The organism is Pantoea sp. X-Soil-TKNS-1280 (assembly GCF_059730475.1).
The window spans coordinates 781,851-808,806 of sequence record NZ_AP035962.1 but is presented as its reverse complement, the minus strand read 5'-3'; the positions used below and the strand labels follow the sequence as shown (position 1 = coordinate 808,806).

Annotated in this window: 21 protein-coding genes and 1 riboswitch; of the genes, 17 read left to right on the top strand and 4 right to left on the bottom strand. The window is 56.8% G+C overall.

The genetic code is table 11. The features are described from left to right. Window positions 1–11: 11 nt before the first annotated feature. Genes leuA through leuD form a run of 4 tightly spaced genes read left to right on the top strand, consistent with a single transcriptional unit; the run spans window position 12 to window position 4,688 of the window. On the top strand, window positions 12–1,574 hold the full coding sequence (leuA, locus tag AC6I8X_RS03645; protein WP_084872644.1) for a 2-isopropylmalate synthase: 1,563 nt from the start codon (window positions 12–14) through the stop codon (window positions 1,572–1,574). A gap of 2 nt (window positions 1,575–1,576) precedes the next feature. After that, window positions 1,577–2,668, top strand: a complete 1,092-nt coding sequence (gene leuB / locus AC6I8X_RS03640; protein WP_497840582.1) for a 3-isopropylmalate dehydrogenase — start codon at window positions 1,577–1,579, stop codon at window positions 2,666–2,668. A 4-nt stretch (window positions 2,669–2,672) separates the two neighbouring features. Then, window positions 2,673–4,079 carry a 3-isopropylmalate dehydratase large subunit gene (leuC, locus tag AC6I8X_RS03635; RefSeq protein ID WP_299457466.1) on the top strand — a complete coding sequence of 469 codons (1,407 nt, stop codon included), beginning with the start codon at window positions 2,673–2,675 and terminating at the stop codon, window positions 4,077–4,079. Between the two features lie 3 nt (window positions 4,080–4,082). Beyond that, complete coding sequence (gene leuD / locus AC6I8X_RS03630) at window positions 4,083–4,688, top strand: 3-isopropylmalate dehydratase small subunit (RefSeq protein ID WP_313684964.1); 606 nt, start codon at window positions 4,083–4,085, stop codon at window positions 4,686–4,688. Window positions 4,689–4,769: 81 nt separating this feature from the next. On the opposite strand, the gene AC6I8X_RS03625 is transcribed toward leuD, so the two are convergent. Further along, entirely contained in the window at window positions 4,770–5,948 is a 1,179-nt protein-coding gene (locus tag AC6I8X_RS03625) for an MFS transporter (protein ID WP_299457470.1), read from the bottom strand. 257 nt (window positions 5,949–6,205) lie between these two features. Here AC6I8X_RS03625 and sgrR point away from each other — a divergent pair, with 257 nt between their 5' ends. The 4 genes from sgrR to thiQ all read left to right on the top strand — a co-directional run bounded on the left by sgrR (window position 6,206) and on the right by thiQ (window position 11,305). Beyond that, the gene (gene sgrR, locus AC6I8X_RS03620; RefSeq protein ID WP_497840581.1) at window positions 6,206–7,867 is read left to right on the top strand and encodes an HTH-type transcriptional regulator SgrR; all 1,662 of its coding nucleotides are present in this window, start codon (window positions 6,206–6,208) and stop codon (window positions 7,865–7,867) included. Between the two features lie 35 nt (window positions 7,868–7,902). Continuing rightward, window positions 7,903–8,000, top strand: a riboswitch (TPP riboswitch). 47 nt (window positions 8,001–8,047) lie between these two features. After that, the gene (gene thiB / locus AC6I8X_RS03615) at window positions 8,048–9,034 is read left to right on the top strand and encodes a thiamine ABC transporter substrate binding subunit (protein ID WP_313684957.1); all 987 of its coding nucleotides are present in this window, start codon (window positions 8,048–8,050) and stop codon (window positions 9,032–9,034) included. Then, entirely contained in the window at window positions 9,010–10,620 is a 1,611-nt protein-coding gene (thiP, locus tag AC6I8X_RS03610) for a thiamine/thiamine pyrophosphate ABC transporter permease ThiP (protein WP_497840580.1), read from the top strand. Before thiB ends, thiP begins: the two co-directional genes overlap by 25 nt. Further along, window positions 10,604–11,305, top strand: coding sequence for a thiamine ABC transporter ATP-binding protein ThiQ (gene thiQ / locus AC6I8X_RS03605; RefSeq protein WP_497840579.1), 702 nt, complete (start codon window positions 10,604–10,606; stop codon window positions 11,303–11,305). The genes thiP and thiQ overlap by 17 nt, the downstream gene beginning before the upstream one ends. Here thiQ and AC6I8X_RS03600 read toward each other — a convergent pair. Then, window positions 11,302–12,063: a DedA family protein gene (locus AC6I8X_RS03600; RefSeq protein WP_313684951.1), complete on the bottom strand. Its 762-nt coding sequence runs from the start codon at window positions 12,061–12,063 to the stop codon at window positions 11,302–11,304. The genes thiQ and AC6I8X_RS03600 overlap by 4 nt on opposite strands. Window positions 12,064–12,230: 167 nt before the next feature. Here AC6I8X_RS03600 and polB point away from each other — a divergent pair, with 167 nt between their 5' ends. The 3 genes from polB to rluA all read left to right on the top strand — a co-directional run bounded on the left by polB (window position 12,231) and on the right by rluA (window position 18,342). After that, entirely contained in the window at window positions 12,231–14,591 is a 2,361-nt protein-coding gene (polB, locus tag AC6I8X_RS03595) for a DNA polymerase II (RefSeq protein WP_497840578.1), read from the top strand. A gap of 154 nt (window positions 14,592–14,745) precedes the next feature. Continuing rightward, window positions 14,746–17,652, top strand: a complete 2,907-nt coding sequence (rapA, locus tag AC6I8X_RS03590; RefSeq protein ID WP_497840577.1) for an RNA polymerase-associated protein RapA — start codon at window positions 14,746–14,748, stop codon at window positions 17,650–17,652. 30 nt (window positions 17,653–17,682) lie between these two features. Continuing rightward, window positions 17,683–18,342, top strand: a complete 660-nt coding sequence (gene rluA / locus AC6I8X_RS03585) for a bifunctional tRNA pseudouridine(32) synthase/23S rRNA pseudouridine(746) synthase RluA (protein WP_084872614.1) — start codon at window positions 17,683–17,685, stop codon at window positions 18,340–18,342. Window positions 18,343–18,442: 100 nt separating this feature from the next. Here the strand turns inward: rluA and djlA are convergent, their stop codons facing one another. Beyond that, entirely contained in the window at window positions 18,443–19,258 is an 816-nt protein-coding gene (gene djlA, locus AC6I8X_RS03580; RefSeq protein WP_084872607.1) for a co-chaperone DjlA, read from the bottom strand. Between the two features lie 182 nt (window positions 19,259–19,440). Between djlA and lptD the strand changes: the two genes are divergently transcribed. From lptD to apaH, 6 genes are read left to right on the top strand one after another with little or no spacing between them, the layout of a single operon-like run. Next, entirely contained in the window at window positions 19,441–21,819 is a 2,379-nt protein-coding gene (lptD, locus tag AC6I8X_RS03575; RefSeq protein WP_313689809.1) for an LPS assembly protein LptD, read from the top strand. A 54-nt stretch (window positions 21,820–21,873) separates the two neighbouring features. Next, window positions 21,874–23,169, top strand: coding sequence for a peptidylprolyl isomerase SurA (surA, locus tag AC6I8X_RS03570; RefSeq protein ID WP_497840576.1), 1,296 nt, complete (start codon window positions 21,874–21,876; stop codon window positions 23,167–23,169). After that, complete coding sequence (gene pdxA / locus AC6I8X_RS03565; RefSeq protein ID WP_497840575.1) at window positions 23,159–24,151, top strand: 4-hydroxythreonine-4-phosphate dehydrogenase PdxA; 993 nt, start codon at window positions 23,159–23,161, stop codon at window positions 24,149–24,151. Before surA ends, pdxA begins: the two co-directional genes overlap by 11 nt. Further along, the gene (gene rsmA / locus AC6I8X_RS03560; RefSeq protein ID WP_313687448.1) at window positions 24,144–24,968 is read left to right on the top strand and encodes a 16S rRNA (adenine(1518)-N(6)/adenine(1519)-N(6))-dimethyltransferase RsmA; all 825 of its coding nucleotides are present in this window, start codon (window positions 24,144–24,146) and stop codon (window positions 24,966–24,968) included. Before pdxA ends, rsmA begins: the two co-directional genes overlap by 8 nt. Before the next feature lie 4 nt (window positions 24,969–24,972). Further along, window positions 24,973–25,350, top strand: coding sequence for a Co2+/Mg2+ efflux facilitator ApaG/CorD (apaG, locus tag AC6I8X_RS03555; RefSeq protein WP_313687446.1), 378 nt, complete (start codon window positions 24,973–24,975; stop codon window positions 25,348–25,350). Between the two features lie 51 nt (window positions 25,351–25,401). After that, window positions 25,402–26,253, top strand: a complete 852-nt coding sequence (apaH, locus tag AC6I8X_RS03550) for a bis(5'-nucleosyl)-tetraphosphatase (symmetrical) ApaH (RefSeq protein ID WP_299457501.1) — start codon at window positions 25,402–25,404, stop codon at window positions 26,251–26,253. A 55-nt stretch (window positions 26,254–26,308) separates the two neighbouring features. Here the strand turns inward: apaH and folA are convergent, their stop codons facing one another. Next, window positions 26,309–26,791: a type 3 dihydrofolate reductase gene (folA, locus tag AC6I8X_RS03545; RefSeq protein WP_299457502.1), complete on the bottom strand. Its 483-nt coding sequence runs from the start codon at window positions 26,789–26,791 to the stop codon at window positions 26,309–26,311. Window positions 26,792–26,956: the final 165 nt, after the last annotated feature.

The window sequence follows — 26,956 nt, the reverse complement described above, 5'->3', positions numbered from 1 at the left end:
GGAAGATTACGATGAGCCAGCAAGTTATTATTTTCGATACCACTCTGCGTGATGGCGAGCAGGCATTACAGGCCAGCCTGAGTGTTAAAGAAAAACTGCAGATCGCCCTGGCACTGGAACGTATGGGCGTAGACGTGATGGAAGTCGGTTTCCCGGTCTCCTCACCGGGCGATTTTGAATCGGTTCAGACCATCGCGCGCACCATCAAAAACAGCCGCGTCTGCGGACTGGCACGTTGCGTTGAGAAGGATATCGATGCCGCTTACGAATCCCTGCGCGTCGCTGAAGCCTTCCGTATCCATACCTTCATCGCGACTTCGCCGATGCATATCGCCACCAAATTGCGCAGCACGCTGCCCGAGGTGATTGAGCGTGCCGTGCATATGATCAAACGCGCCCGCAACTACACCAACGACGTCGAGTTCTCCTGCGAAGATGGTGGCCGTACGCCGATTGATGACCTGTGCCGTATGGTGGAAGCCGCGATCAACGCCGGTGCCACCACCATCAATATCCCAGATACCGTGGGTTACACCCTGCCCCACGAATACGCCAACATCATCAGCCAGCTGGTGAATCGCGTACCGAACATCGATAAAGCCATCCTGTCCGTGCATACCCATGATGACCTGGGTATGGCCACCGGTAATGCCATTGCCGCCGTAATGGCGGGTGCGCGTCAGGTTGAAGGTACGCTGAACGGCCTGGGCGAACGTGCCGGTAACTGTGCACTGGAAGAAGTGATCATGGCGATTAAAACCCGCCAGCAGATCATGAACGTGCACACCAATATCAAACATCAGGAAATCTACCGTACCAGCCAGACTGTCAGCCAGATCTGCAACATGCCGATCCCGGCGAACAAAGCGGTGGTCGGTTCAAATGCCTTCGCCCACTCCTCCGGTATCCATCAGGATGGCGTGCTGAAAAACCGCGAAAACTACGAAATCCTGACGCCGGAATCCATCGGCCTGCACAAAATCCAGCTCAACCTGACCTCACGTTCAGGCCGTGCGGCGGTGAAACACCGTATGGAAGAGATGGGTTACAAAGAGACCGACTACAACCTGGATACCCTGTACGACGCCTTCCTGAAGCTGGCGGACAAAAAAGGCCAGGTATTCGATTACGACCTGGAAGCACTGGCCTTCATCAACAAACAGAATGAAGAACCAGAACATTTCCAGCTGAAAGAATTCAACGTGCAGACCGGTTCCAGCGTCACTGCCACCGCGTCGGTACAGCTGGGCTGTGGCGAAGAAACCAAAGCTGACGCCGCCACCGGCAACGGTCCGGTTGATGCCGTTTATCAGGCGATTAACCGTATCACCGGTTTTGAAGCGGAGCTGGTGAACTACAAGCTCACGGCTAAAGGCCACGGCGAGAACGCGCTGGGCCAGGTCGATATCGTGGTGAACTACAACAATCGCAAATTCCACGGCGTGGGTCTGGCGACCGATATCGTCGAATCTTCCGCTAAAGCGATGGTTAACGCCCTGAACAATATCTGGCGTGCTAAGCAGGTGGAAAAAGAATTGCAGCGTAAATTTAAAGAACAGAAGGAAACGGTGTAACTATGACTAAGTCTTTTCATATCGCAGTCATGCCGGGCGACGGAATCGGCCCGGAAGTGATGGCGCAGGCCATGAAAGTGCTGGACGCGATTCGCGCGCGTTACGACATGCGTATCACCACTAGCGAATATGATGTGGGTGGTATCGCCATCGATCGTCACGGTGAACCCCTGCCACCGGCCTCCGTTAGCGGTGCCGAGCAAGCCGACGCCATCCTGTTTGGTTCGGTTGGCGGCCCGAAATGGGAACACCTGCCACCGGCACAGCAGCCGGAGCGCGGTGCGCTGCTGCCGCTGCGTAAGCACTTCAAACTGTTCAGTAACCTGCGTCCGGCTGCGCTGTATAAAGGCCTGGAAACATTTTGCCCACTGCGTAGCGACATCGCTGCCCGTGGCTTCGACATCCTGTGCGTACGCGAACTGACTGGCGGCATCTACTTCGGTCAGCCGAAAGGCCGCGAAGGCAGCGGCCCGCATGAACGTGCGTTCGACACCGAGGTGTATCACCGTTTTGAGATCGAACGTATCGCCCGCATTGCCTTTGAATCTGCGCGCAAGCGTCGCAACAAGGTGACGTCTGTCGATAAAGCCAACGTGTTGCAGACCTCAGTGATGTGGCGCGAGATCGTCAATGAAGTGGCGAAGGATTACCCGGATGTGCAGTTGAGCCATATGTACATCGATAACGCCACCATGCAGCTGATTAAAGATCCTTCACAGTTTGACGTGCTGCTGTGTTCCAACCTGTTCGGCGACATTCTGTCGGATGAATGCGCGATGATTACCGGCTCCATGGGCATGCTGCCATCCGCCAGTCTGAACGAAGAGGGCTTCGGCCTGTACGAGCCTGCCGGTGGTTCCGCGCCGGATATCGCCGGTCAGAATATTGCCAACCCGGTTGCCCAGATCCTCTCGTTGTCCCTGCTGCTGCGTTATAGCCTGAATGCCGCTGAGGCTGCCGACAGCATTGAGCGTGCCATCAACAGCGCGCTGGAAGCGGGTTATCGCACCCGTGACCTGGCCGGTGACGGTCAATCCGTGAGCACCGATGAAATGGGCAGCATCATTGCTCGTTTCATTGCCGAGGAAAAATAAAAAAATGAAAAGCTTATACCAGAAGTTATTTGATGCACATGTCGTCCACGAAGCACCGAATGAAACACCGTTACTGTATATCGATCGTCATTTGATCCATGAAGTGACCTCACCGCAGGCCTTTGATGGCCTGCGCGCTCACGGCCGCAAAGTGCGCCAGCCGTCGAAGACGTTTGCCACCATGGACCACAACGTTTCTACCCAGACCAAAGACATCAACGCCTCTGGCGAGATGGCGCGTATTCAGATGCAGGAGCTGATCAAGAACTGTGCTGAATTCGGTATCCAGCTGTATGACCTGAACCACCCGTTCCAGGGCATCGTGCACGTCATCGGTCCTGAGCAGGGTATGACGTTGCCGGGTATGACAATTGTCTGCGGTGACTCCCACACCGCCACCCACGGAGCCTTTGGTTCACTGGCATTCGGTATCGGCACGTCCGAGGTGGAGCATGTATTTGCCACCCAGACCCTGAAGCAGGGCCGTGCCAAAACCATGAAGATTGAAGTGCTGGGCGAAGCTGCGCCGGGCATTACCGCGAAAGATATCGTACTGGCGATTATCGGCAAAACCGGCAGCGCTGGCGGTACCGGACATGTGGTGGAATTCTGTGGCCCGGCGATTGAAGCGCTGACCATGGAAGGCCGCATGACGCTGTGCAACATGGCGATTGAAATGGGTGCCAAAGCGGGCCTGGTTGCGCCGGATGACACCACCTTTAATTACCTGAAAGACAAACAGTTTGCACCGAAAGGCGAACAATGGGATCAGGCCGTCGCTTACTGGCGTACCCTGAAATCTGACAGCGACGCGAAATTCGACACCATCGTGACCCTGAACGCGGCCGATATCGCACCGCAGGTAACCTGGGGCACCAACCCGGGTCAGGTGATGGCGGTGGATCAGGCCATCCCGAATCCGGCTTCCTTCGCCGATCCGGTTGAGCGTGCCTCTGCCGAGAAAGCGCTGGCATATATGGATCTGCAGCCAGGCATCAAACTGACTGACGTTGCCATCGACAAAGTCTTTATCGGCTCCTGCACCAACTCACGTATTGAAGACCTGCGTGCCGCCGCCGCTATCGCCAAAGGACGCCATGTGGCGCCGGGTGTGGTGGCAATGGTGGTGCCGGGTTCTGGTCCGGTAAAAGCGCAGGCGGAAGCGGAAGGTCTGGATAAGATTTTCCTCGAAGCCGGTTTTGAATGGCGTCTGCCAGGCTGCTCGATGTGTCTGGCGATGAACAATGACCGTCTGAACCCAGGCGAGCGCTGTGCCTCAACCAGCAACCGTAACTTTGAAGGTCGTCAGGGCCGTGGTGGACGTACCCACCTGGTCAGCCCGGCGATGGCCGCTGCGGCGGCGGTCACTGGCCGTTTTGCCGATATTCGTGAACTGACTCAGGGAGCTTAAGCCATGGCGAAGAAATTTACCCAGCACACCGGGATTGTCGCACCGCTGGATGCAGCGAATGTCGATACCGATGCCATCATTCCGAAGCAGTTCCTGCAAAAAGTGACTCGTACCGGTTTTGGCGCGCACCTGTTCCACGACTGGCGCTTCGATGACGACGCCGGCACCGTGCCGACGGCCAGCTTTGTGCTGAACAAGCCGGAATATAAAGGCACCAGCATTTTGCTGGCGCGTGAGAACTTTGGCTGTGGCTCCTCACGTGAGCACGCACCGTGGGCACTGACCGATTTCGGTTTCCAGGTGGTCATTGCGCCAAGCTTCGCGGACATCTTCTATGGCAACAGCTTTAACAACCAGCTGCTGCCGGTGAAGCTGAGCGATGAAGAAGTGGATGAGATGTTCAAACTGGTGGCAAGCCATCCGGGTGTCAGCTTTACCGTTGACCTGGAAGCCCAGACCGTGACTGCCGGTGACAAAAGCTATAGCTTTGAAATCGACAGCTTCCGCCGTCACTGCATGATCAATGGCCTCGATAGCATCGGTCTGACGCTGCAACACGAAGCGTCAATCTCCAGCTACGAGACCAACCAGCCCGCGTTTTTACGTTAAAACCCGCGCGATTAATCGCGCCGCTACAGGTACGCAGTGGCCCGTAGCGGCGCAATTTATTGCGCGCAGTCTTAAGTTGCCTTACACATCCCGCACGCGCGACGTCAGTCCCAGCGCCAGCACCGCCAGCCCCAACGCCAGCCAGTACACCGACTCATGCCCGAAGCGTTCGCTTAACGATCCCTGAATCACCCCCGCCACAATCATGCCGGTGGAGATCGAGGTGGTAAACATGGTGGTTGCCGCACCCGCGCGTCCCGGCATCAGATCCTGAAACCAGAGCATCCCAATCCCGGCGACAATGCCGATAAACGCCGCGTTGAACAGCTGCAACACCATCAGCGCCGTACGCGAGCGGAACAGCCCCAGCCCGAGGTAAAACAGGATAGCGGCCACCAGCGCCACCAATACCAGACGACGTTTACCAAACCGGCGTGCATAATGTCCGGCCAGCAGCATAATCGGGATCTCCAGCCCTGCTGCCGTCCCCATCAGCAGGCCCGCCAACTTTTCCGGCAGGCCGAGCGTGGAGCTGATATACAGCGGCATATCAATGATATACATCACGTTGCAGGTCCACATAATCACCGAAGCGATAAACAGCAGACGTACCTGGCTATCCTTCCACGGACTCAGCTGAGTCAGCACCTGCTCGGGGGAAGCCGCGACGCGCGGCACCGATGGCAAGGTGCGCCAGATCAGCACGGTACTGAGCAAAAAAATCACCGCCGCCACGCTAAATAAGGTGATGAAACCGTAATTCAGCGCCAGAGCGAAGGATAGCGGCGGCCCGATGACCCACGCCAGCGACAGCTGCGCACGCATCACCGAGCTGAACATCACCACTTCACGCGCGGAATGGTCCGCATACTCACGCGCCAGCGCAAATATCTGCGGCACCGCCACGCTGGCCAGCGCCGACAGCAGTACGCCCAACGTAATCAGCGTCAGATAGTGGCGGCTGAAGGCAAACAACAAGGAATTGCATACCGCCATCAGGCAGCAGAACAGGATCAGTTTGCGGCGGTCGCCATGGCTATCGGACCGTTTCGCCACCAGCAGGCTGATGACAATGCCCGCAATCGCATTGACGGTAAAAAACAGCCCGACCCAGAACGGGCGTACCTGCACTTCACGCGTCAGAAACAGACTGAGCGTGGGTGCCTGTAACGCACCGGCCACGCCCGTCATAAAGGAGACGGCCATAAAAGCCAGATAAACCGGGTTGAGGCGACGTTGACGCGTTAACAGCGATTTCATGGTGAAATCCCTTTGCGGAAGAAAAGCGGAGAACCAAAAAAGAGGGTAGAAGATTCCACAGCAAAACGAAAAAAGCCAGCAGAGAAAACACTGCTGGCGGTGAAATTGCACCCTACTCAGAAAAGGTTCCACGTCGGCGGAACCACTGTCAGAGCGCCATTCATGACTGAATGCCTCCCGCTCTTCCAATGAGGTCTACTATGCCTCTAATATAGGGCAGAAAAAACTGAGCGATTATGCGCTGGAGTTCCCCTTTTATGTCCTCTTCACGACTGCAACAGCAATTTATCCGCCTGTGGCAAAGCTGCCAGGGCCAGGATCAGGAAACCACCCTGAGCGAGCTGGCGGAGCTGCTGCACTGCTCGCGCCGCCATATGCGTAACCTGCTGAATGCCATGCAGGATGCAGGCTGGCTCATCTGGCAGGCGGAAGCGGGCCGCGGTAAACGCTCCACGCTGAGCTTCTGCTACACCGGGCTGGCGTTACAGCAGCAGCGTGCGGAGGATTTGCTGGAGCAGGATCGTATCGACCAGTTAGTGCAGCTGGTGGGTGACAAAAACCAGGTTCGTCAGATGATTGCCGCGCATCTGGGCCGCAGCTTTCGTCAGGGCAAACATATTCTGCGCGTGCTTTACTATCGCCCGTTGCCGAATTTGCTGCCGGGTTCACCGCTGCGGCGTTCGGAAACCCATCTGGCACGACAGATTTTCAGCGGCCTGACGCGCATAAATGAGGAAAAGGGGGAAATCGAACCGGATATCGCCCATCACTGGCAACAAACCTCACCGTTGCACTGGCGCTTCTTCCTGCGTCCGGCTATTCGCTTTCATCATGGCCGTGAACTGGAGATGGAAGACGTCATCAGCTCGCTGGAGCGTCTGCGCAGCCAGCCGCTGTTCTCCCATCTCGCGAAACTGCACTCCCCGGCCCCCTGGACGCTGGATATCCAACTGACACAGCCCGACAACTGGCTACCGTGGTTGCTCGGCAGCGTCAGCGCGATGATCCTGCCGCGTGAATGGCAGACCCTGCGCGGTTTCGCGCGCCAGCCGATCGGCACCGGTCCCTACAGCGTGGTGCGCAACCAACAGAGTCAGCTGAAGATCGCCGCCTTTGACGACTACTTCGGTTATCGCGCGTTAATTGATGATGTCTCCATCTGGGTACTGCCGGAGATCAGTGATGAGCTGGTGTATGCCGGGGTGAAGTTACAAGGCGAAACCGCCGATGAAAAATCGGAGGAAAGTCGTCTGGAAGAAGGCTGCTATTTTCTGCTGTATGACCGGCGTTCGGAACAAGGCCGGGATGCACATTTCCGCCGCTGGGTCAGCTACCTGCTCAATCCTATCGCCCTGCTGAATAATGCGGGTATCGGTTATCAGCGCTACTGGTTCCCGGCTTATGGTTTATTACCGCGCTGGCATCATCGCCGCGATCTGACGGCGGTCAGCAAGCCGGACAACCTGAAGCAGCTCACCATCAGCTGGTATAGCCACCATGTGGAACACGAAGGTATCGCCAATGCACTACGCCCACTGCTGGCGCAACAGGGTGTGGAGCTGATTACCCGTGAGCTGAGCTACGAAGCATGGTTTAACGGCGAAGGCGAGAGCGACATCTGGCTCGGCAGCGTCAACTTCACCCTGCCGCTCGACTACTCGCTGTTCGCTCAGCTGTACGAATTGCCGCTGATGCAGCAGTGTATCCCGATTGACTGGGAAAATGCTGCCACCCACTGGCGCGAAAAAACGCTGCCGCTCGCAGAATGGAGTAAGCAACTGGTGGATAGTGACTATCTGCACCCGTTGTTTCACCACTGGTTGTTGCTGGAAGGGCAGCGCAGTATGCGTGGCGTGCGCATGAATACGCTCGGCTGGTTTGACTTCAAATCCGCCTGGTTTGCCCCGCCGGAACTGTGATCCTTTCGCCCTGCCCCGGAAATGTCTAGAATGTGCCGTTCTCAACGGGGTGCCCTGCATTACAGAGGCTGAGAGAGACCCGTCGAACCTGATCCGGTTAATACCGGCGTAGGGATTTGAGATGCCTCACCGCTCAGATCCTTTGCGACTCAACCTTATCTTCTCCTCAAGGAGCGCAAAGTGTTAAACAAAGTTCTGCCTGTGCTGTTGCTGGTTTCTGCCCCGGTGCTGGCTGCCAAACCGGTACTGACCGTCTACACCTACGATTCATTCTCTGCTGACTGGGGCCCTGGCCCGGCGGTGAAAAAAGCCTTTGAAGCCCAGTGCGGCTGCGAGCTGAAATACGTGGCGCTGGAAGATGGCGTCTCGCTGCTCAACCGCGTGCGGATGGAAGGTAAAAACAGCAAAGCGGATATCGTGCTGGGGCTGGATAACAACCTGGTGCAGGCCGCAGAAAAAACCGGGCTGTTTGCCAAAAGCCAGGTAGATACCCACGCGCTCCAGCTGCCTGGTGGCTGGCATAACGACACCTTTATCCCGTTCGACTACGGTTACTTCGCCTTCGTCTACGATAAAAACAAACTGAAAAACCCACCGAAAAGCCTGAAGGAACTGGTCGAAAGCCCGGAAAAATGGCGCGTTATCTATGAAGATCCGCGCACCAGCACCCCAGGCCTCGGCCTGTTGCTGTGGATGCAGAAAGTCTATGGCGACAAAGCGCCGGATGCCTGGCAGAAGCTGGCACAGAAAACCGTCACCGTCACCAAAGGCTGGAGTGAAGCCTATGGGTTGTTCCTGAAGGGTGAAGGCGATCTGGTGCTGAGTTACACCACCTCCCCGGCTTATCACATCATTGAAGAGAAGAAAGAAAATTACGCTGCTGCGCCGTTTAGCGAAGGCCATTACTTGCAGGTTGAAGTGGCGGCGCAGCTGGCCAGCAGCAAACAACCGCAACTGGCGCAGGAATTCATGCAGTTTATGGTGTCCCCGGCCTTCCAGCAGACCATCCCGACCGGCAACTGGATGTATCCGGTGATCAAGAGCGATCTGCCTGCCGGTTATCAAACACTCAACGTGCCGCAAACGGCGCTGCAATATAGCCCGGCGGAAGTTGCCGACCACAGCAAAGCGTGGATCAGTGCATGGCAACGCGCCGTCAGCCGTTAATCCCCGGCTGGCTGTTGCCCGGCAGTTTCACTGCGCTGCTGCTGTGTGCCGTGGCGCTGCTGGCATTTGGCGCGCTGCTGATGTCAGCGCCCATCGGCGACTGGCGCGCCCTGCTCAGCGATGACTATCTGCATCATGTGCTGGCTTTCTCCTTTTGGCAGGCGCTGCTGTCAGCGTTGTTTTCGGTCCTTCCGGCCATCCCACTGGCGCGCGCCCTGTATCGGCGGCGCTTTCCTGGTCGTGAACTGTTGCTACGTCTGTGCGCCATGACGCTGGTGCTGCCGGTGTTGGTGGCGGTGTTTGGCCTGCTGAGCGTCTATGGCCGCAGCGGCTGGCTGGCGCAACTGTGCGCAGCGCTGGGGATCCCCTGGCATTTCTCGCCCTATGGCTTGCAAGGTATTCTGCTGGCGCACGTGTTCTTCAATCTGCCGCTGGCGACGCGTATGTTGTTGCAGGCGCTGGAAAGTATTCCCGGCGAACAACGCCAGCTGGCGGCGCAACTCGGTCTGCGCGGCTGGAATCTGTTTCGTCTGCTGGAGTGGCCGTGGCTGCGGCGGCAAATTTTCCCCACTGCCGCCCTGATTTTTATGCTGTGCTTTGCCAGTTTTGCCACCGTGCTGGCGCTGGGCGGCGGCCCACAGGCGACCACGCTGGAGCTGGCGATTTATCAGGCGCTGAATTTTGACTACGACCCCGGACGCGCGGCGCTGCTGGCACTGCTTCAGCTCGGTTGCTGCCTGCTGCTGGTGTTGCTGAGTCAGCGTTTCAGCAAAGCAATTCCCGCAGGTCATCAGCAAATACGCGGCTGGCGCGATCCCGCTGATAGCTGGCGCGCCCGTATCAGCGACAGCCTGTTAATTGGTCTGGCCCTGCTGCTATTGCTCCCCCCGCTGCTGGCGGTGGTGGCTGATGGTCTGCGCGGCGGCGTGACCGGAGCGATGCAGCAACCGGCCTTATGGCAGGCCACCTTTACTTCATTGCGTATTGCCATCGGTGCTGGCGTGTTGTGCGTCATCCTGACAGTGATGCTGTTGTGGAGCAGCCGTGAGCTGCGTTTGCGCCACAACATCGTGGCGGCACAGGCGATGGAACTCAGCGGCATGCTGATTCTGGCAATGCCAGGCATCGTGCTGGCTAGCGGCTTTTTCCTGCTCTTCAACGCCACCATTGGCCTGCCGCAATCCGCCGATGGGTTGGTGATCTTCACCAATGCGCTGATCGCCATTCCCTATGCCATGAAAGTGCTGGAGAACCCGATGCGCGATCTCAGCGCACGTTACCATCAGCTATGCGCCTCGCTCGGGGTGCAGGGGCTGAATCGGCTGCGTTTGATTGAACTACGTGCGCTGAAACGCCCACTGGCGCAGGCGCTGGCATTTGCCTGCGTGCTGTCGATTGGTGATTTTGGCGTAGTGGCATTATTTGGCAGCGCGGATTTCCGTACGCTGCCGTTCTATCTGTACCAGCAAATTGGTGCCTATCGTGGCGCAGATGGCGCGGTGACCGCTCTGTTGCTGCTGGTGCTGTGCCTGCTTCTGTTTACCCTGATGGAAAAATTACCGGGTCGTCATGCTGACACTGAATAACCTCACTTACCTCTACCAGCATCTGCCGATGCGCTTTCAGTTCAGCGCACAACCGGGCGAGCGGCTGGCGATTCTCGGCCCGAGCGGAGCCGGGAAAAGCACCCTGCTCAGCCTGATTGGCGGATTTCTGCCTGTCAGCAGCGGCACCCTGCTGCTGAAAGATGAGGATCATACCCATAGCGTGCCTGCCGCGCGTCCGGTATCCATGCTGTTTCAGGAAAACAACCTGTTTCCGCATCTGACCGTACGGCAAAATCTGGGGCTGGGCCTGCATCCCGGTCTGAAGCTCAGCCACGACCAGCAGCAGCAGCTGAACGACATCGCCTTACAAACCGGGCTCAGCGAGATGCTCGACCGCCTGCCAGGACAACTTTCTGGCGGCCAGCGGCAACGCGTGGCGCTGGCACGCTGCCTGCTGCGTAATCAGCCGATTCTGTTGCTGGACGAACCCTTCTCGGCACTCGATCCGGCACTGCGCAATGAGATGCTGCAACTGGTGCGTAGCGTGTGTGAAGCACGCAATATCACGTTGCTGATGGTGTCGCACAGCCTGGAAGATGCGCAGCAAATCGCGCCGCGTAGCCTGGTCGTGGTCGATGGACGGGTGTACTGGGATGGCAACACCGCTGACCTGCTTAACGGCAGTAGTCCAGCGGCGGCCATCCTCGGAGTGGCAACGCGTTAGAAGAATACCTTCCACAGCAAGTGGCGGAAGACAGGCATCATCGGATGGAACTGAATCGCGACAAACGCTGCCAGCCCGATCAGCGCGGCTAACGGAGCCAGCCAGCGCAGACGCGCCGCAGGCAGATAGGCCGTTGCCCAGTCTACCGTTTTACCGCTACGCCACCAGCGCCAGCACAGCCAGAACCCCAGCCATACCAGCAGTGCCACCAGCAACAACAGCCAGGTAAAGTGGCCACCTTGCGCTGCTTTGGGCACATCAATCGCCACCCCCGCCAGAATGCCTGGCATCAGGTAGGCTGGCGGCCACAGGATGCAGCCGATGATATTGGGTGGCAGAAACTTGCGTACCGGTAGCTCCAGCATCCCCGCTGCCAACGGGATCAGCGGTCGCGTCGGCCCGACAAAACGGCCCACCAGGATGGTAAACATGCTGTGCTGATGCAGCGCATGCTCAGTTTTATCCAGCAGCCCACGGTATTTTTGCAGATATTTCCAGCGATGCAGCGGTCCCTGAAATCTCCAGCCAATGCCGTAGGACACCCAGTCACCAATCAGGCATCCGACCAGACCGGCGGCCCAGGCAGGATAAAGACCAATCTGGCCACTACCCACCAGTGCTCCCAGACTCGCCATTAAAACCGTGCCCGGCAGTAGCAATCCCACGAAGGCCAGTGACTCCAGAAAGGTCACCAGCGCCACAGCAAACAGTGCCCATTCCAGAGATTGCGTAAAGAGATGTTGTACCCAGGCTTCCATAAATTTCCTCTGCGGAATATGAAGGCTGGATTGTCCAGAGCCAGCGCCACAGCGTCAAGGCAAGATTTGTACATCAATGTTGACGTTATGCTGACAGTTTAAGCAAGCGACAGACACTGTATAAACATCCATGATACACTTAAGGGGTATTCACACCTGGAGTTACCGTGACCGATCCACGCGCAGGATTCCTGCTTACCCGACACTGGCGAGACACCCCCACAGGCAGCGAAGTGGTGCTATGGCTGGCGACCGACCAGGGCGCACAGCGCGTGGTTCTGCCTGCTCAGGAGTCGGTGGCTTTTGTCCCGAGCGAGTTTCAACCCCAGGTTGAAGCGCTGCTGCGTGATGAACGCCATACCCGCCTGCAATCCCTGACGCTGAAAGATTTCCGCCGCCGCCCGGTGCTGGGCCTCTATTGCCGCAGCTACCGCCAGTTGCAAAACATGGAAAAACGCCTGCGGGAAAACGGCATCCCGGTCTATGAAGCGGATATTCGCCCGCCGGAGCGCTACCTGATGGAGCGCTTTATCACCGCGCCGGTGTGGTTCAGCGGCGATGTCCGTGGCGACAGTGTGGTGAATACGCGTCTTAAACCCCATCCCGACTACCGCCCGCAGCTTTCCTGGGTGTCGCTGGACATTGAAACCACCGAGCACGGCGAGCTGTATTGCATCGGGTTAGAGGGGTGTGGTCAGCGTCAGGTGTTTATGCTCGGCCCGCCGAACGGCTATGCCAGCGCGCTTGATTTCGAACTGATTTATGTCGAGAGCCGCCCGAAGCTGCTGGAGCAGCTGAATGCCTGGTTTGCCCGCCATGAACCGGATGTGATCATTGGCTGGAACCTGGTGCAGTTCGATCTGCGCGTGCTGCAAAAACATGCCGATCGCTACGGTATCCCGTTACGCCTGGGCCGCCAGCAACAGGCGCTGGAGTGGCGCGAACACGGTTTCAAACCCGGCGTCTTCTTTGCCCAGGCCACAGGCCGCCTGATTGTTGATGGTATTGAGGCGTTAAAATCCGCCTTCTGGGATTTCCCCTCCTTCAGCCTTGAAGCGGTGTCGCGTGAATTACTGGGCGAAGGAAAAGCCATCGACAATCCGTGGCAGCGTATGGAGGAGATTAACTGGCGCTTCGCTCATGATAAACCGGCGCTGGCACGCTATAACCTGAAAGATTGCGAGCTGGTAACGCGCATTTTCCAGCATACCGCCATCATGCCGTTTCTGCTGGAACGCGCCACCGTTAACGGGCTGGCGGTGGATCGCCACGGCGGCTCGGTGGCCGCTTTTGGCCATCTCTACATTCCGCGGATGCATCGCGCCGGATTCGTTGCGCCTAATCTCGGTGAAGTCACCCCCGAAGCCAGCCCCGGCGGTTATGTGATGGACTCGCGCCCAGGGCTGTACGATTCGGTGCTGGTGCTGGATTACAAAAGCCTCTACCCGTCAATTATCCGTACCTTCCTGATCGATCCGGTCGGGCTGGTGGAAGGACTGGCACACCCGGATGATGCCGACTCGGTGCCCGGCTTTCGCGGCGCACGTTTTTCCCGTCAAACCCACTGCCTGCCAGCCATTGTTGAACAGATCTGGCAGGGCCGCGAGCAGGCCAAGCGTCAGCACAATAAGCCGCTGTCGCAGGCGCTGAAAATCATCATGAACGCTTTTTACGGTGTGCTGGGCACCAGCGCCTGCCGCTTTTTCGATCCGCGCCTCGCGTCATCGATCACCCTGCGCGGCCACGCCATTATGCAGCAAACGCGCGAGCTGATTGAGGCTGAGGGCTACGACGTAATTTATGGCGATACCGATTCCACCTTTGTCTGGCTGAAAGGTGCGCACAGCGAGGAACAAGCGGCGGTGATTGGCCGCCAGCTGGCCGATCACGTCAATGGCTGGTGGAAGAACCATTTGCAGCAGACCTACGCTCTCGACAGCGCGCTGGAGCTGGAGTACGAAAACCATTTCAGCCGTTTCCTAATGCCCACCATTCGGGGTGCCGAACAGGGCAGCAAAAAACGCTATGCCGGATTGATTCGCTCTGCAGGGACGGAACGGCTGGTGTTTAAGGGGCTGGAATCGGTGCGGACCGACTGGACCCCGCTGGCACAGCAGTTTCAGCAAACGCTGTATGGCCGCATTTTTCGTGGTGAACCCTGGCAGGATTATATTCGCGATACCGTGGCACAGTTGCTGGCAGGGGAACTTGATGATTTGCTGGTCTATAAAAAGCGCCTGCGCCGCCCGCTAAAAGATTATGAACGTAACGTGCCACCGCATGTGCGTGCCGCCCGGCAGGCCGATGAGGTTAATCGCAAGTTAGGACGTCCGTTGCAGTATCAAAATGGCGGCTCCATCCGCTATGTCATCGCCACCGCAGGCCCGGAGCCACTGGAGGCGCGCAGCACGCCACTCGACTATGATCACTATGTGTCAAAGCAGCTACAACCGGTGGCTGAAGGCATTTTACCCTTCGTCGGCGATGATTTTGCTACACTGATTACCGGGCAGTTGGGGCTTTTTTGACAGGTGACGAAACCCCTGTCATCCAGTACCATAGCGCCCTTCCTGAATCTCACCGCATCGATGCCTTCCCAAACCCATCTTGTTTGGCGGGAGTGCTTTGCCTGAGAGCGGGTGCACATCTTCATGACATGACAGAGAGTCGAGCAAAAAATATATGGTTTTTACACTGGGTCAACGCTGGATAAGTGATACGGAAAGTGAACTGGGACTGGGTACGGTAGTTGCGCTGGATACGCGCATGATCACCCTGATGTTTCCGGCAACCGGCGAAAACCGCCTGTATGCTCGTAACGATTCTCCCGTTACCCGCGTTATCTTCAATCCGGGTGATACCGTCACCAGCCACGAAGGCTGGCAGATGCGCGTTGACGAAGTTCGCAACGAAAACGATTTAATCACCTACATCGGCACGCGCCTCGATACCGAAGAAGCTAACGTGGTGATGCGCGAGGTGATGCTCGACAGCAAACTGGTGTTCAGCAAACCGCAGGACCGCCTGTTCGCCGGTCAGCTGGACCGTATGGACCGCTTTGCGCTGCGCTTCCGCGCCCGTAAATATCAGAGTGAGCAGTACAACCTGCCCACCAGCGGCCTGCGTGGCATGCGTACTAACCTGATCCCGCATCAGTTGCACATTGCGCACGATGTCGGCCGTCGCCACGCCCCTCGCGTACTGCTGGCCGACGAAGTAGGCCTCGGTAAAACCATCGAAGCCGGGATGATCATCCAGCAACAACTGCTGGCAGGCCGGGCTGAGCGCGTGCTGATTGTGGTGCCGGAAACCCTGCAACATCAGTGGCTGGTGGAAATGCTGCGTCGCTTCAATCTGCGCTTTGCGCTGTTTGATGACGGCCGCTACACCGAAGCCCAGCATGACAGCGATAACCCGTTCGATACCGAACAACTGATTATCTGCTCCCTCGATTTTGTGCGCCGTAACAAGCAGCGTCTGGAACAGCTGGCCGATGCCGCCTGGGATTTGCTGGTGGTGGATGAAGCGCACCATCTGGCGTGGAGCGAAGATGCACCAAGCCGCGAATATCAGGTGATTGAACAACTGGCGGAACAAACCCCGGGTGTATTACTGCTGACCGCCACGCCGGAGCAGCTCGGCCTGGAAAGTCACTTTGCCCGTCTGCGCCTGCTCGATCCTAATCGCTTCCACGATTTCAGCCAGTTTGTCGCTGAGCAGCAGCACTACCGTCCAGTGGCGGATGCGGTCAGCACGCTGCTGGCCGACAAATCCATCTCCAAAGATGAGATGAACCTGATTAACGATCTGGTCAGTGAGCAGGATATCGAACCGTTGTTGCAGGTGGCGAACAGCGACCGCGAAGGTAAAGAAGACGCGCGTAAAGAATTGATTTCAATGCTGATGGATCGCCACGGCACCAGCCGCGTGTTGTTCCGCAACACCCGTAACGGCGTCAAAGGTTTTCCGAAACGCGAACTGCACCAGATCCGCCTGCCTCTGCCCGCACAGTATCAGACGGCGATTAAAGTCTCCGGCATTATGGGGGCACGCAAAAGCGCCGAAGAACGCGCACGTGACATGCTGTACCCGGAACAGATTTATCAGGAATTTGAAGGCGATACCGGCACCTGGTGGAACTTTGACCCACGCGTCGAATGGCTGATGGGCTACCTCACCAGTAATCGCAAAGAGAAAGTGCTGGTGATTTGCGCCAAAGCCGCCACCGCGCTGCAACTGGAGCAGGTTTTGCGTGAACGCGAAGGCATTCGTGCTGCAGTGTTCCATGAAGGTCTGTCGATCATTGAACGCGACCGTGCCGCGGCCTGGTTTGCCTCCGAAGAAGATGGCGCACAGGTGCTGCTGTGCTCGGAAATCGGTTCTGAAGGCCGCAACTTCCAGTTTGCCAGCCGTCTGGTGATGTTTGACCTGCCGTTCAACCCTGACCTGCTGGAGCAGCGTATAGGCCGTCTCGACCGTATCGGCCAGGCGCACGATATCCAGATTCTGGTGCCGTGGCTGGAAAAAACCGCCCAGGCGGTGCTACTGCGCTGGTACCACGAAGGTCTGGACGCGTTTGAGCACACCTGCCCTACCGGCCGCACCATTTACGACAGCGTTTACAATCAATTGATTGAATACCTGGCGGCACCGGAAAATCCACAGGGGCTGGATGAATTTATCACTGAGTGTCGCAAGCAGCATGACCAGCTGAAAATCCAGCTGGAACAGGGACGCGACCGTCTGCTGGAGCAAAACTCCAACGGGGGAGATGCCGCTCAGGCGCTGGCCGACGCCATTGCCGAGCAGGACAACGATACCGGTCTGGTCAATTTTGCCCTCAACCTGTTCGATATCGTTGGCATCAATCAGGAAGATCGTAGCGATAACCTGATCGTGCTGACGCCGTCCGATCATATGCTGGTGCCGGATTTCCCAGGCCTGCCGGAAGATGGCTGCACCGTCACCTTCAACCGCAACCAGGCACTTTCGCGCGAAGATACCCAGTTCATTACCTGGGAGCACCCGCTGATCCGCAACGGGTTGGATTTGATTCTTTCCGGTGATACCGGCAGCTGTGCGCTGTCGTTGCTGAAAAACAAAGCGTTGCCGGTCGGCACCCTGCTCCTTGAGATGATCTACGTCGTGGAAGCCCAGGCACCGAAACATCTGCAACTGACCCGCTTCCTGCCGCCAACGCCGGTTCGTCTGCTCATGGATCGCAGCGGCAACAATCTGGCGGCTAAGGTGGAGTTCGAAAGCTTTAACCGCCAGTTGAACGCGGTGAATCGTCACACCGGCAGCAAGCTGGTTAATGCCGTCCAGCAGGATGTGCACCAGATTCTGACGCTGGCCGAAAGCGCCGTAATACCGGAAGCCCAGGCGGTGATCGCCGCAGCCAAAGTGGAAGCCGATGAGAAGCTGAGTGCGGAGCTGTCACGTCTCGAAGCGCTGCGCGCCGTCAACCCCAACATCCGTGATGATGAGGTTGACGCGCTGGAAAGCAACCGTCGTCAGGTGCTGGCAAGCCTCGGTGAAGCAGGCTGGCGTCTTGATGCGTTACGTCTGATTGTGGTGACGCACCAATAACTGAACGGGGCCGTCAGGCCCCTTACGGAACTGCTGATGGAACCTTATAACCCACCGCTCGAACCCTGGCTGCATATCCTGTATCAGGACGACCACATTATGGTGGTCAACAAGCCGAGTGGTTTGCTGTCGGTGCCGGGCCGCCTCGATGAGCATAAAGACAGCGTGATGACGCGCATCCAGCGCGATTATCCGCAGGCTGAATCGGTGCATCGTCTGGACATGGCCACCAGCGGCGTGATCGTGGTGGCACTGAACAAAGCAGCGGAACGTGAGTTGAAGCGCCAGTTCCGCGAACGCGAACCCGCCAAACAATATGTCGCGCGCGTCTGGGGCCACCCGGCGCAGGAGAAAGGGTTAATCGATCTGCCGCTGATTTGTGACTGGCCGAACCGGCCAAAGCAAAAGGTGTGTTTCGAGACGGGAAAACCGGCGCAGACGGAATACCAGGTATTGGCGTATGACGCGGATAACAGCGCGCGCGTGGCGCTGAAGCCCATCACCGGACGCTCGCACCAGCTGCGCGTGCATCTGCTGGCGCTGGGGCATCCGATTCTCGGTGACCGCTTCTATGCGCCACCGGAAGCGCTGGCAATGGCTCCGCGCCTGCTGCTGCATGCTGAGTCGCTCACCATTACCCATCCGGCGTTTGGTAACAGCATGACGTTTCGCCAGCCAGCTGACTTCTGATCGTTGTCGTAGCGGCGCGATTTATCGCGCGGGTTTTGGAATGCTGCGAAGTGTCTGAAAACAGCGCGATAAATCGCGCCGCTACACAAGAGGAAAGGATTTATTTAAATCCCTTTTCCTTACGAATCAGATCGTAAGCCGCCTGAATTTCCTGCGCTTTCTGCTTCGCCATCTCCATCATCTCCGGCGGCAGCCCTTTCGCCACCAGCTTATCCGGATGATGTTCCGACATCAGCTTACGGTAAGCACGTTTAATGGTGGTGCTGTCGTCACTGCTTTTCACCCCCAGCACGCTACAGGCATCTTCCAGCGTCGGACCCCGTTTGGCCTGCTGGAATCCCCCACCGCTGTAAGAAGAACCGCCACCGCCAAATTGCTGGCCACCTTCCATCATGCGCAGGAACTGGTCAAACTGCATCCGCGAAATGCCCAGCTCCTCAGCGATAACGTACAACACCTGCCGCTCATTCGGATGCAGCGAACCATCGGCAAACGCCGCCTGAATCTGAATTTCCAGAAACATCCGAATCAGATCAAAACGACCAAAACAGGCACTGCGCAGTTCACGCAATTTATTGCGTAACGGATAGTCACCTTGTTTCCCTTCGCGGAAAGCACGCTGCGCGGCGGTACGCGCATCGCCATGCAGCTGCATCCGGTCCATCAGCAAGGAAGCAATCTGAATATCCGCTTCGGTGACACGCCCTTTTGACTTGGTCAAATGGCCCATCACCTGAAAAGTGGTGCTAAAAAACAGTGTCTGGCGGGTCTGGTTGTTGGCGAAATAGCCTTGTCCTTTAACGCTGCGCACTTTATCAAACATATGGCCAATGATGAGACCCAGTACGATGCCCCAAAAGCCCAGCCCGGATAGCAAGCCCAGAGCCAGACCAATTACTTTTCCCCAGTAGCGCATAAACTCCTCAATTCGCCATGCTTGCGGCTGAAAATTGCATTATCATACCTGTCATTTACCTCAGCGCCTAACGGCAACGCGGACAGAAAAGGATTAACACTGGCGCAACGCCGGGCAGTAAGTTAGTCTCTGACCGGATTGTCGGCATGATGCCAGTTTTCATGGAATTATCGAAACCGCGTATGAATAAACGTATACCTACCGTGCTGGCTACCATGATTGGTGCAGCGTTATACAGTCAGCATTCACTGGCCGACGATTTAATGTCGCAGTGTATGCTGGGCGTGCCGAGCTTCAACCGCCCGTTGGTGGAGAGTAAAGACACGAACTCGCTGCCCGTCACGATTCATTCTGACACGTCTAAAGGGAACTATCCCAACGACGCGGTGTTCACCGGCAATGTCGATGTACAGCAGGGTAACAGCCGCCTGAATGCCGACGAAGTTCAGCTGCATCAGCGCCAGCAGGATGGGCAAACCACCCCGGTGCGTACTGTCGATGCGTTGGGTAATGTGCACTACGACGACAATCAGGTCATCCTGAAAGGTCCGAAAGCCTGGTCAAATCTGAACACCAAAGACACCAACGTCTGGAACGGCACCTATCAAATGGTGGGCCGTCAAGGGCGTGGTGATGCTGACCAGATGAAACTGCGCGGCGACAATCGTTATACCATCCTCGAAAACGGCAGCTTTACCTCGTGCCTGCCTGGCTCCAATAGCTGGAGCGTGGTCGGTTCTGAAGTGATTCAGGACCGCCAGGAAGAAGTGGCGGAGATCTGGAACGCGCGCTTCAAACTGGGCAATGTGCCGGTGTTCTACAGCCCATATATGCAGCTGCCGATTGGCGATCGTCGTCGTTCCGGTTTCCTGATCCCTAACGCAAAATACAGCAGCACCAATGGCTTCGAGTTCATGCTGCCGTATTACTGGAACATTGCGCCGCAGGCCGATGCCACCATTACGCCGCACTACATGAGTAAGCGCGGCATGCAGTTGCAGAACGAATTCCGTTATCTGAGCGAGTTCGGTGCCGGTTTGATGGAATTCGATTATCTGCCATCAGACAAACAGTACGATAACGATAAAGCGGTGCGCGGCATTTCGCAGGATGCCAGCTCCGATCGCTGGCTGTTCTACTGGCGTCACGCGGGTGTTTACGATCAACACTGGCGCTTCAACGCCGACTACACCAAAGTCAGCGATCCTTACTACTTCACCGATCTCACGTCGAAGTACTACAGCTCCACTGATGGCTATGCGACGCAGAAATTCAGCGTAGGCTATGCGGATACTAACTGGGACGCGACACTTTCTACCAAAGACTTCCAGGTCTTTGGCAGCACCAGTACCAGCAACGTTTACCGCGCGATGCCGCAGCTCGATCTGAATTTCTATCAGAACGATATCGGGCCGTTTGATGGACGTATTTATGCGCAGGCGGTGAAATTCACTAACGTGAACAGCCGTATGCCAGAAGCGACGCGTCTGCATATCGAACCCACCCTGGACCTGCCACTGTCAAATGGCTGGGCCAGCCTCGATACCGAAGCTAAGCTCCTCGCGACGCATTACCAGCAGGACGGTGTCGACTATTACAACAATTCACTGGCACAGAACAGCACCGTCAGTGGACAGTTGAAAGACTCGGTAAACCGTACGCTGCCACAGTTTAAAGTGGATGGGCGTTTGGTATTTGACCGCGATATGGACTGGGCTGAGGGCTACACCCAGACGCTGGAACCGCGCGTACAGTACCTCTATATTCCGTACCGCGACCAAAGCAGTATCTATCCGTATGACTCAACGCTGCTGCAAACCGACTACACCGGTCTGTTCCGCGATCGCACCTACAGTGGTCTCGATCGCATCGCCTCAGCGAATCAGGTGGCAACCGGTGTCACCACACGAATTTATGATAACGATCTGGTTGAACGTTTTAACGTTTCTGTGGGTCAAATCTACTCGTTTACCCCATCGCGGACTGGTGTTAACCAGACCGACGCTGAAGATGACACCGGCAGCCTAATCTGGGCCGGTGACACTTACTGGAAGGTAAGCGATCGCTGGGCCGTACGTGGCGGGCTGCAATACGATACCCGCCTGGATAACGTGGCGCAGGGCAATGCGGTGCTGGAGTATCGTCAGGACGCCGATCGTATGGTGCAGCTGAGCTACCGCTACAGCAGCCCGGAATACGTGGCGCAGGCGCTGAATGATTCAAGTCTGCTGACTAACCCGATCTATAAAAACGGGATCTCCCAGGTGGGTGCCACTGCCAGCTGGCCAATTGCCGATGCCTGGTCGCTGGTGGGGGCGTATTACTATGACACCCGTAACAGCAAACCGGCTGATCAGCTGCTGGGCCTGCAATATAGCTCCTGTTGCTACGCGATCCGTCTCGGTTACGAGCGCAAAATCAACGGTTGGGAAAACAACAACAGTACGTATGACAACCAAATCTCATTCAACATTGAGCTACGGGGCCTTAGCTCCGACTATGGCTTAGGCACCCATGAAATGCTGCGTCAGGGCATCATCCCTTACCAGCAGGGTTTCTGATGTTGTGATGTTTGACAGGCTATCCCGCAGTGCGGAAACAACAATGGATAAAGTATGAAGAACTGGAGAATGCTGATTCTTGGTGTGGCGATTGCCGCTAACACCGCGTTCGCAGCCCCGCAAATGGTAGACAAAGTTGCCGCCGTTGTGAATAACGGTGTGGTGCTGGAGAGTGATGTTGATAGCATGCTGCGCACAGTGAAAGCACAGGCACAGCAGGCCCATCAGCAGCTGCCGGATGACAACACCCTGCGTCATCAGATCCTTGAACGCCAGATCATGGATAGCATCATTCTGCAAATGGGTGAAAAAGCGGGCCTGCAGATCAGCGATCAGCAGCTGGATGAAGCGATCCAGAATATCGCCGCGCAGAACCATATGACCCTTGATCAACTGCGCAGCCGCATCGCCTACGACGGTATTAACTACAACGAGTACCGTGCGCAGATCCGTAAAGAGATGATGATCTCTGAAGTACGTAACAATGAAGTCCGTCGTCGCGTCACCATTCTGCCGCAGGAAGTGGATACGCTGGCGAAGCAGGTGGGTTCACAGAACACCCAGGGTACTGAGTTGAACGTAAGCCAGATCCTGCTGCCGCTGCCGGAAAACCCGACGCAGAAACAGGTTGATGATCAGGAAGCTCTGGCTCATCAGCTGGTGGGTGAACTGAAAAAAGGCGCTGACTTCGGCAAGCTGGCGGTGACCTATTCTGCTGATCCGCAGGCGCTGAAAGGCGGCAATATGGGTTGGGCCAAAATTGAAGAGCTGCCGACCCTGTTCTCTCAGGCACTGGCAACCGCCAAGAAAGGTGATGTGGTCGGCCCCATCCGCTCAGGCGTTGGCTTCCATATCCTGAAAGTGAACGATCTGCGCGGAGAGAGCAAAAACATCTCTGTCACCGAAGTGCACGCACGTCATATCCTGCTGAAACCGTCACCGATCCTGACTGACGACCAGGCACGCGCTAAGCTGGAAGAGATCGCCGCTGACATTCGCAGCGGTAAGATCACTTTCGCTGCGGCGGCCAAACAGTATTCGGACGACCCAGGTTCAGCGAACCAGGGTGGCGATCTGGGCTGGACCTCTCCGGAAGCGTTTGATCCGGCATTCCGCGATGCGTTAATGCGTCTGCAGAAAGGCCAGACCAGCCAGCCGATCCACTCGTCGTTTGGCTGGCACCTGATTCAGCTGCTGGATACTCGTCAGGTTGATAAAACCGACGCCGCGCAGAAAGAACGTGCCTATCGTCTGCTGTTTAACCGTAAATTCGCGGAAGAAGCGCAAACCTGGATGCAGGAACAGCGCGCCAGTGCTTACGTGAAGATTCTGGATAACAATGGTCAGTAATTATCGTGTGGTGATCACTCCCGGCGAGCCTGCCGGGATTGGTCCTGATTTAACCGTGCAACTGGCCCAGCGTGACTGGCCAGTTGAACTGGTGGTGTGTGCCGACGGCGAGCTGTTGCGTCGCCGCGCGGCACAGCTGGGTTTACCGCTGACGCTGCGCGATTACCAGCCCGGTGTCGCGCCCCAGCCGCAGCAGGCCGGTTCGCTGACGCTGTTACAGGTCGATCCCGCCCAGCCTGTCACCCCCGGTGAGTTGACGGTCGCCAACAGCCACTACGTGCTGGAAACCCTTGCGCGCGCCTGTGACGGTTGTCTGAATGGCGAATTTGCCGCCCTGATTACCGGTCCGGTGCACAAAGGTGTGATCAACGATGCCGGTATCCCCTTTACCGGGCATACCGAGTTTTTTGCCGATCGCGCTGGCGGTGACCGTGTCGTAATGATGCTGGCGACCGAAGAACTGCGGGTGGCGCTGGCAACCACGCATCTGCCGCTCAAAGATGTCTCGGCAGCCATCACCCGTGACAGCCTGCATGAAGTGATCACCATTTTGCATCGCGATATGCAGCAGAAATTCGGTCTGCCGAATCCGCATATTTTCGTCTGCGGCCTGAATCCGCACGCGGGCGAAGGCGGCCATATGGGCCGCGAAGAGATCGATACCATCATTCCGGCGCTGGACGAATTACGCCAGCAAGGCATCCAGTTGACCGGCCCGCTCCCCGCTGACACCCTGTTCCAGCCCAAATATCTGCAACATGCGGATGCGGTACTGGCGATGTATCACGATCAGGGTTTGCCGGTGCTAAAATTTCAGGGGTTTGGCCGTGCGGTGAATATCACGCTGGGCCTGCCCTTTATCCGTACCTCCGTTGACCACGGTACCGCGCTGGAACTGGCCGGACTGGGCCAGGCGGAACCGGGCAGCTTTATTACGGCGCTTAACCTCGCCATCACTATGATCAAGAGCAGTAATGAATAATCGCGTCCATCAGGGGCATTACGCCCGTAAACGTTTCGGGCAAAACTTCCTGAACGATCAGTACATTATCGACAGCATTGTCTCCGCCATTCATCCGCAAAAAGGTGAAGCCCTGGTGGAGATAGGCCCTGGCCTTGGCGCATTGACTGAGCCGGTGGGCGAGCGTCTGGATGCACTGACCGTGGTGGAACTGGACCGCGACCTTGCCGCACGTTTGCAAACGCATCCGTTCCTCGGTCCTAAACTGACCATCTTCCAGCAGGATGCGATGACCTTTGATTTCTCTGCGCTGGCGCAGGAGAAAGGCCAGCCGTTGCGTGTTTTTGGCAACCTGCCGTACAACATTTCCACCCCGCTGATGTTCCACCTTTTCAGCTATACTGGTTCGATTAAAGACATGCACTTCATGCTGCAGAAAGAAGTGGTCAATCGTCTGGTGGCCGGACCGGGCAGCAAAGCCTATGGTCGACTCAGCGTGATGGCGCAGTATTATTGTCAGGTGATTCCGGTGCTGGAAGTGCCGCCACAATCTTTCACACCACCGCCCAAAGTGGACTCCGCGGTGGTACGCCTGGTGCCCTATGCCCAGCCGCAACATCCGGTCAGCGATGTGCGTCTGCTCAGCCGCATCACGACTGAAGCCTTTGGTCAGCGCCGTAAAACGCTGCGCAATAGCCTGAGTCACCTGTTTACTGCGGGTGCGCTGGATGCACTGAATATTGATGCGACCCTGCGTGCAGAAAACGTCTCGGTGGCGCAGTATTGTCAACTGGCTAACTGGCTTGGCAATCATCAGGCAGCAACCCCGGAGAACTGAGTGCATGAGTGAATTGGCCCGCGTCTGTATCCAGGTACAAAGCCTGTATGTGGAGTCGCAATCGTCACCTGACGATGAGCGCTACGTGTTTGCCTACACCATCACCATCCGCAATCTGGGACGCAACAGCGTCCAGCTGCGCGGCCGATACTGGTTGATCACCAACGGGAATGGCCGTCAGACCGAAGTTCAGGGCGAAGGTGTGGTTGGCGAGCAGCCTCATATCGCCCCGGGCAACGAATTTCAATATACCAGCGGCGCGATCCTTGAAACGCCGATGGGCACCATGCAAGGCCACTACGTGATGATCGACGAGGAAGGTGAAGAGTTCTTTGTCGAGATCCCGGTATTCCGGCTTGCGGTACAAACCCACATCCACTAATCCTTCTCCGCCCGGTCCATCCGGGCGGCGCGTTTTAACCGGACTGACGTAATGAGTACATACCTGATTGGCGATATTCACGGCTGTTACGACGAGCTTCGTGCCCTTTTGGCACAGGTTGATTTCGATCCGCAACAGGATACCCTGTGGCTGACCGGTGACCTGGTGGCACGCGGCCCCGGCTCTCTCGACGTACTGCGCTATGTGAAATCGCTGGGGGATTGCGTGCGGCTGGTGCTGGGCAACCACGACCTGCATCTGCTGGCGGTGTTCGCCGGTATCAGCCGCAATAAACCAAAAGATCGCCTGACTCCCCTGCTGGAAGCTGATGATGCCGATGAGTTGATCAACTGGCTGCGTCGCCAGCCATTGTTGCAGGTGGATGAAGAGAAAAAGCTGGTGATGGCACATGCGGGTATCACGCCGCAGTGGGATCTGGCGACAGCAAAAATGTGCGCGCGCGAAGTTGAAGCGGTGCTCTCCAGCGACAGTTATCCGCTGTTCCTCGACGCCATGTATGGCGATATGCCGAATAACTGGACGCCAGAACTGAGTGGGCTGTCACGCCTGCGTTTCAGCACCAACGCGCTGACGCGTATGCGTTTCTGCTTCCCGAATGGTCAGCTGGATATGATCTGCAAAGATACGCCGGAATCCGCCCCACCCCCGCTCAAACCCTGGTTTAAGATCCCAAGTCCGGTAGCACAGGATTACACCGTGGTGTTTGGTCACTGGGCATCGCTGGAAGGCAAAGGTACACCGGAAGGGATTATCGGTCTTGATACCGGCTGCTGCTGGGGTGGCACGCTAACGTTGTTGCACTGGGAAACGCAGCAATATTACGTCCAGCATTCCAACCGCGAACAGGCGATGGCGCAGAGCGCAACCCATCCGCATCCGTAGCGGCGCGATTTATCGCGCGTCTTGTAATCCGCGCGATAAACCGGTCTGCCGTTAATTAACGGCGGCGTTCCAGAATTTCGAAGCAGTAACTGTGTGAGTTCTGGGCGTCGGCATCATGGAATTCACTGAAGGTTGACTGCCATTCATCCGGTTCGTAGTCCGGGAATTGCGTGTCACCTTCCACTTCAGCGTCAATGTGGGTGAGATAGAGACGATCGGCGCGCGGCAGCATCTGCTCATAAATACGCCCACCACCAATCACCATCACCTCTTCAGCATCACCCGCGGCATTGACCGCATCTTCCAGTGACGTCACCCAGGTCACGCCATCATGGGTGCCCGGCTGGCTGCTGACCACAATATTCAGACGTCCCGGTAACGGACGGCCAATAGATTCAAAAGTCAGACGCCCCATAATCACGGGCTTATTCAGGGTGTTACGTTTGAACCAGGCCAAATCAGCCGCCAGGTTCCAGGGCATGGCATTTTCCATACCGATGATGCGATCCGCTGCCAGTGCCGCGATCAGACTAATCATGTTAAAAGACCTACAGGAAAAAAATTGGCGCCATCATACGTAAAGGCGAAACTTTCGTCGATAGGGTGAAGTCGCTATTTACGTAAAGCTCCTTTGCCACCGCATTTTTGTTATTGGACAGAGTTTTACACCGCTTTTCTCACCATTTTCCGAAAGAGGCGCCAT

Bases quoted from the DNA above. Each gene is read 5' to 3' on its own strand.
- leuA (WP_084872644.1), top strand. From the start codon at position 12: ATGAGCCAGCAAGTTATTATTTTCGATACCACTCTGCGTGATGGCGAG.
- leuB (WP_497840582.1), top strand. From the start codon at position 1,577: ATGACTAAGTCTTTTCATATCGCAGTCATGCCGGGCGACGGAATCGGC.
- leuC (WP_299457466.1), top strand. From the start codon at position 2,673: ATGAAAAGCTTATACCAGAAGTTATTTGATGCACATGTCGTCCACGAA.
- leuD (WP_313684964.1), top strand. From the start codon at position 4,083: ATGGCGAAGAAATTTACCCAGCACACCGGGATTGTCGCACCGCTGGAT.
- AC6I8X_RS03625 (WP_299457470.1), bottom strand. From the start codon at position 5,948: ATGAAATCGCTGTTAACGCGTCAACGTCGCCTCAACCCGGTTTATCTG.
- sgrR (WP_497840581.1), top strand. From the start codon at position 6,206: ATGTCCTCTTCACGACTGCAACAGCAATTTATCCGCCTGTGGCAAAGC.
- thiP (WP_497840580.1), top strand. From the start codon at position 9,010: ATGGCAACGCGCCGTCAGCCGTTAATCCCCGGCTGGCTGTTGCCCGGC.
- thiQ (WP_497840579.1), top strand. From the start codon at position 10,604: ATGCTGACACTGAATAACCTCACTTACCTCTACCAGCATCTGCCGATG.
- AC6I8X_RS03600 (WP_313684951.1), bottom strand. From the start codon at position 12,063: ATGGAAGCCTGGGTACAACATCTCTTTACGCAATCTCTGGAATGGGCA.
- rapA (WP_497840577.1), top strand. From the start codon at position 14,746: ATGGTTTTTACACTGGGTCAACGCTGGATAAGTGATACGGAAAGTGAA.
- djlA (WP_084872607.1), bottom strand. From the start codon at position 19,258: ATGCGCTACTGGGGAAAAGTAATTGGTCTGGCTCTGGGCTTGCTATCC.
- lptD (WP_313689809.1), top strand. From the start codon at position 19,441: ATGAATAAACGTATACCTACCGTGCTGGCTACCATGATTGGTGCAGCG.
- surA (WP_497840576.1), top strand. From the start codon at position 21,874: ATGAAGAACTGGAGAATGCTGATTCTTGGTGTGGCGATTGCCGCTAAC.
- pdxA (WP_497840575.1), top strand. From the start codon at position 23,159: ATGGTCAGTAATTATCGTGTGGTGATCACTCCCGGCGAGCCTGCCGGG.
- rsmA (WP_313687448.1), top strand. From the start codon at position 24,144: ATGAATAATCGCGTCCATCAGGGGCATTACGCCCGTAAACGTTTCGGG.
- apaG (WP_313687446.1), top strand. From the start codon at position 24,973: ATGAGTGAATTGGCCCGCGTCTGTATCCAGGTACAAAGCCTGTATGTG.
- apaH (WP_299457501.1), top strand. From the start codon at position 25,402: ATGAGTACATACCTGATTGGCGATATTCACGGCTGTTACGACGAGCTT.
- folA (WP_299457502.1), bottom strand. From the start codon at position 26,791: ATGATTAGTCTGATCGCGGCACTGGCAGCGGATCGCATCATCGGTATG.